Origin of the sequence: Paraburkholderia sp. RL17-373-BIF-A (assembly GCF_046030175.1) — a bacterium.
GTDB lineage: Bacteria > Pseudomonadota > Gammaproteobacteria > Burkholderiales > Burkholderiaceae > Paraburkholderia.
The window spans coordinates 1-5,748 of record NZ_JARESO010000141.1 but is presented as its reverse complement, the minus strand read 5'-3'; the positions used below and the strand labels follow the sequence as shown (position 1 = coordinate 5,748).

The 5,748-nt window shown below is 60.2% G+C and carries 3 protein-coding genes and 1 pseudogene; all 4 read left to right on the top strand.

Annotated elements, in window-relative coordinates:
- Window positions 1-279 precede the first annotated feature (279 nt).
- Window positions 280-675, top strand: coding sequence for an IS66-like element accessory protein TnpA (gene tnpA / locus P0D80_RS48345; protein ID WP_408295396.1), 396 nt, complete (start codon window positions 280-282; stop codon window positions 673-675).
- Complete coding sequence (gene tnpB / locus P0D80_RS48340) at window positions 672-1,019, top strand: IS66 family insertion sequence element accessory protein TnpB (RefSeq protein ID WP_408295393.1); 348 nt, start codon at window positions 672-674, stop codon at window positions 1,017-1,019. The genes tnpA and tnpB overlap by 4 nt, the downstream gene beginning before the upstream one ends.
- A 51-nt stretch (window positions 1,020-1,070) precedes the next feature.
- Window positions 1,071-2,669, top strand: a complete 1,599-nt coding sequence (tnpC, locus tag P0D80_RS48335) for an IS66 family transposase (RefSeq protein WP_408295390.1) — start codon at window positions 1,071-1,073, stop codon at window positions 2,667-2,669.
- A 284-nt stretch (window positions 2,670-2,953) separates the two neighbouring features.
- Window positions 2,954-4,040, top strand: a pseudogene (locus P0D80_RS48330) (IS3 family transposase).
- The last annotated feature ends 1,708 nt before the right edge of the window (window positions 4,041-5,748 follow it).

Sequence of the window (5,748 nt, the reverse complement as noted above, 5' to 3'; positions counted from 1 at the left end):
ATGTTTGGCGTTAGGGCCGCCTAGATTTAGCAGAATAGGCCAAATATTCTCTTCTAGGAGGGGTCCATGGTGGACTCCTTGCCGTTCGCTATTGCACGTCGCCGTTTCAGACTATGTCCTGCGCGGCAACGCGTAACACCACGAGAGACCGATCGGTGTCGAATTTTAGTCTAGGCCGCTGCAACCACGTAACCGTCCGACCCTGACCGTATAGACGGCTGATGAAGGCGAAGCCATGCTTTCCCGGGGCACAATTGTGACTGTGTCCATAAAGGAATCATGGACACAGTGACTGAATTCACCGAAGTCAAAGGCACCCGGAAATATCGCCGGCGTACCGTGGACGAGAAACGCCAGATCGTCGAAGAGACGTTATCCAGTAGACGTTCGGTGGCGGAGATTGCACGCAGTCACGAAGTGAACGCGAATCAGCTGTTTGACTGGCGCAAGCAGTATCTGGAGGGACGCCTTGGCGTGAACGGTCGCGAATGCGCCTTGCTGCCGGTCACTGTGAATGAGGCCAGCGACAGCGGCGCGGCCGAACCGGCAGCATCTACGCCTGCGGCACCGGCGCCCGGCAAGATACGTATCCAGTTGCCACGAGGCGAGATACACGTTGAAGGGAGCGTCGATCCCGACACGCTACGCGTGGTGATCCAGTGCCTGAGCCGATGATTGGTCTGCTCGCAAACACGCGCATCTGGGTTGCCGCCGGATTTACGGATATGCGCTGCGGCTTCGACGGCCTGGCCGCGAAGGTGCAGACCGTGCTGGCGAAGGATCCATTCTCTGGCCACATCTTCGTGTTCAGGGGCAAACGTGGCGACCTCATCAAGTGCCTGTACTGGCGCGACGGCGGCCTATGCCTGTTCGCCAAACGCCTGGAGCGCGGGCGCTTTGCGTGGCCTCGTGCTGACGGCGGTGTTGTTTCGCTGACCAGCGCTCAACTTGGCCTCCTACTCGAAGGTTTCGACTGGCGACAGCCCGTCGATGCAGCGCGCCCCTCCAGCGCTTTGTAAACGTATGTGACAACGCAGGCATGGCGCAATGCACGCGCGTAAACTGCGTGCATGGCATCCAGCGACGCTACCCTTCCGGACGATATCGAGGCCTTGAAGGCTCTCCTGATCGCGCGTGAGGCGGCGTTACGTGAGCACGAAGGCGAGCTCACGGATCTGCGTGACACTGTAACGATGCTCCGGAAGACACTCTCCGACCGGGCGCTCGAGATCGAGCACCTGAAGCTGTGGATCGCGAAGCTGCAGCGCATGCAGTTCGGGCGCAAGTCGGAGAAGATTGATCGTCAGATCGAGCAACTCGAATTGCGTCTCGAAGATCTGCAGGCCGATGATGGCGCGGCAACGGTCGACGCACCAACAAGGCCTCGCTCTGAGACCGGCAAGTCGACGGGACGCAAGCCGCTTCCGCAACATCTACACCGCGAAGACGTTGTACATCAGCCCGGGCACGCGTGCTGTCCGCAATGCGGTGGCGCGCTTGGCGACCTTGGCGAGGACGTTTCCGAGCAACTCGACTATGTACCGGGGCGTTGGCGAGTGATTCGTCACCGCCGACTCAAGAAGGCCTGTACTTGTTGCGACTGCATTGTGCAGGCGGCTGCACCCAATCGGCCAATCGATCGCGGCATGCCCGGACCCGGCTTGCTCGCACATGTTCTGGTCGCCAAATTCTGTGACCACCTTCCCCTGTACCGACAGTCAGTGATCTATGCGCGAGACGGCGTGGAACTCAGCCGTTCGACACTTGCGGACTGGGTCGGCCAGTGCAGTGCGTTGCTCCGGCCACTGGTAGATGTCGTTCGCCGATACGTGATGGCCGCCTCGAAGATCCACGCGGATGACACCCCGGTACCGGTGCTCGAGCCCGGCAATGGCAAGACCCGTACCGCACGTCTCTGGACATACGTCCGGGATGACCGGGCGGCGGGCTCTAAGGACGCGCCAGCGGTCTGGTTCGCATACAGTCCCACAAGGGCTGGAGAATATCCGCAGGCCCATCTGAAGGACTTCAGGGGAACGTTGCAGGCCGATGCGTTCGCGGGGTACAACGCGATCTACGAAAGTGGTGATGTGCGGGAGGCTGCATGCATGGCGCACGCGCGTCGCAAATTCCACGATCTGTTCGTCGCGCGCAGAAACGAAGTCAACACTGAAGCGTTGCGCCGGATCGGCGAACTGTACGCAATTGAGGCCGCAATTCGAGGCAAGCCACCGGACGAACGAAGACGTGTCAGGCAGAAGCAGGCGCGGCCGCTACTCGATGCCTTCGAGATCTGGCTGCGCTCGACATTGGCTACGGTGTCGCGGAAAGGCGATACCGCCAAAGCCATCAACTACGCTCTGAATCAGTGGGCAGCGCTCACGCTGTACATCGATGACGGTGCCGTGGAAATCGATAACAACGCAGCCGAACGCGCTTTACGTGCCGTCGCTCTCGGCAGAAAAAACTTCCTGCACTTCGGTTCCGACAGCGGCGGCGAACGTGGCGCCGCAATCTATACCCTGGTTGGCACCGCCAAACTGAACGGCCTTGATCCCGAGGCCTACCTGCGCCACGTCATCGCTCGCATCGCCGAGCATCCTGTCAATCGCGTCGACGAACTGTTGCCATGGGTCGTCGCTGATCAGCTTCACCACGACGCCGCCTGAACTCAGCGCGCTGCGTTCAACTGTCCGATATCAACATGCTGTCAAGAACGGTCGTGGTCGGACGGTTACGCAACCACGAAGCTCCAATCTTTATCTGACACGTGCGCACGCTCGACCTTACGATTCTCTCCTGCCATCTCTTTAAAAAATGCACAAATTGACTACATTGCTCAAGTCTTCATGATGAGCGGATCGATAGGGTCTGACCAGCGATCATGCTGAAAAGGGACCGAGAAATGATGACGAGAACCTGACGGACGCGCTCAGCGGCGTTCGACGCGAAAATGGCTCAGACTGCAGTCAAGGGCGAGCGAACGCTGACCGAACTGGCGCAGCAATACGATGTGCATCCGAATCAGATCACGGAATGGAAGCGGCAGCTGCAGAAGCGTGCGGCTGGAGTGTCTGGCGAAGCGGGCGCCGCTGCGGGCGAGTCGCCGGTGGTGTAAAGACATTGCACGCGAAGATCGGCGAGTTGACGCTCGAGAACGATTTGCTGGAAAGCGCGCTTATCAACCGGGATTGCTGGCGAAACGTGATGATGGACCGTAGCCGTGCCCTGGCGGTATCAGTATCAAGCGGGGCTTGTGGGGACTGCCGGATCGCGCGCGTGTTACCAGCTGAGGCCGGTCAGCGAGGCGGACCAGAAACTGATGCGCTGCATCGACGAACTGCATCTGGAGTTTGCGTTTGCCGGTGCGCGGATGCTGGCGCGCCCGCTGCGTCGGTAAGGCGATTAAGGGGCCGCCGCCGCGTGCGCACGCTGACGAAGCGCATGGGCGTGGAGGCGCTGTACTACAAGCCGAACACGAGCCGTCGCAACGCTAAACCCAAGGTCTGGCCATAACATGCTGCGCGACATGAGGATCGGCCGGGCCAACCGAGGCTTGGGCATTCGACGGGGCGTACATTCCGATGACATGTGGTTTCGTGTATCTGACGGCGGTGGTGGGCCGAGCGAGCCGCAAGGTACTCGCGCACCGGGTCGACATCACGCTGGGAGTCGTGAATGCCGTCGAGGCGCTGGAAGAACCATTTGCGCGTTACCGGCGGCCGGACATCGTGAACACCGGTCAGGCCAGCCAGTTCGTGGCGAGCGCGTTCACCGACGCAGTGCTCGGCCTGGACATCCGGCTGGCGATGGGACGGCAAGGGCTGCTGGCGCGACAACGTGTTTGTCGATCGGGTCTGGCGCAGCGTCGAGTGCGAAGAGCTCCATCTGAAGGCCTGCGAATCGGTCAGCCATGTCGGCCCTCCACCGGCGACTTCATTGAGCTGTACAACCGTAAGCGGCCCCATCCGAGCCTGGCGGATCGCACGCCCGATGACGCATGCTTCGCGAAGCTGCCTGCGATCAAATCGGCAGCATGATGTGCAATAGCCAAGGCTTGACCAGATCTGACAGTGGGCGGTTTCTCGTGGTGTTGCGCGTGGGCGCGGAGGGCGTAGTCCGAAGCGGCAACGCGCGTGGCGAACCGCAAGGAGTCCACCATGACTCAGGAACAGAAGATTATCGTCACTTGGGTCCGCATGCTCGGACTTGCACGGCAACCGGGCAATGTCGTCAGGCCTGCGGAGTAATGGGCCATTCTCGCGACAGCTTCTACCGCTACAAGGAACTGTATGACCAGGGTGACACAGCGGCCCCGCAGGGGGAACCTCGCGCCGCCGGCTGCTGAAGAGCCGGATAGATCCCCAGATGGAGGCGGCGGTGATCGAACCGTCCCTGGAACTGCCCGCTTACGACCAGATTCGTATCACCAGTGAGGTGCTCAAACGCCACGCCCTGAGCGTCTCGCCGCAGGGCGTGCGCGGCATCTGGCTACGCCATGGTCCGACCTGCTCAACGATCGCGTCGTGCCGTTCTTCGACAGCTGCGGCATCCCGCTCGCACGGCGACGGATCGACCTGGGTGCCGAGTATTACGGCAACCCGGAGCACCGCAAATCCGAGCTGTATCTGGCGTGGAGAACATCGATCACATCCGGCAAAGCACGTCCGCCATAGACCAACGGCATCATCGAGCGGCTTCACAAGAGCATGCTCAACGAGTTCTATCGCATCGGCTTCCGCAGGAAGGTCTACGACTCGATCGCCACCTTGCGGACCGATCGCAGCGGGCAAGCGGCAGGTTAGAGAAAGACTGGAGAAGCTTTGTGCCACGAGTTGTTTGCGCGCACTTCCAGCAACATGGCGCGTATCAGGTCAGCCAGCATGGGGTTGTGGACTAGCATCGGCAATGCGCGATGAGAACGGTCCGGCAACGCCAACGGCACATCCGCCTGCGCGGTATGTCGCGAAGTTTGTGCTCGTTGGAAACGGTGAAGTGATCACCGGGTACGAACCGAGCATCGACCGCAGCCACGATCACCGCGAGAGCACTTCCGATGGGCGACACTACCTGGCAGTCCTGCGGGGCAAATAGGCGCACTTGACAGTCGCACCGTTCGCCGCGTCTCGGCAGATTCGCGCGAACTGCAGGGTTGCTGCTCAAGCGCCCGGAGGTGATCGTGAAAATGGTCGAGTTTCTGGTGTTCGTGCTGCTGCACGACGATCAGGTGGTGCTCCCTCCCGTTGACCGGAGGCGTCTCCTCGGAGACTAGCGGATCAGACAGCCGATGAGGCGGGCCTTGCGACGCTGCCTGTGATGAAATCCGCAGCATGCCTGTCCTGAATGTTCAATTACAAGTCTCACAATACTGTCCAGGCGAGCAACACCACCTCCGTGGCGCGGCGTGCATAACTTTGCAAAAGAGGAAAATCGAAACCGCTTTCCCAAGGATGGGCCGTGGTAGGCAAATTAGAATGATTATGTCTTTCGTACGGACTAGGTCTCAGCCTCCTGCCGCGCAGATACAGGGCCGCCAAGCCGCGGAGCACAGATTTCCGCGGAGTGGCGCACGGCTTTGAAGCAACAACTGCTGACGCTTCCCGCCCGGCAGACGCTTTCGACATCGCTTTGCTGCATTCGGGACGCGGAAAACGAATGTGCAATCGAAGCACTAGTTGTCCAATTCTAACCTCAAGGAAATATGATGTCTGTCTCTACCGATTTTACCGCTAGCACAATTAGCACAAG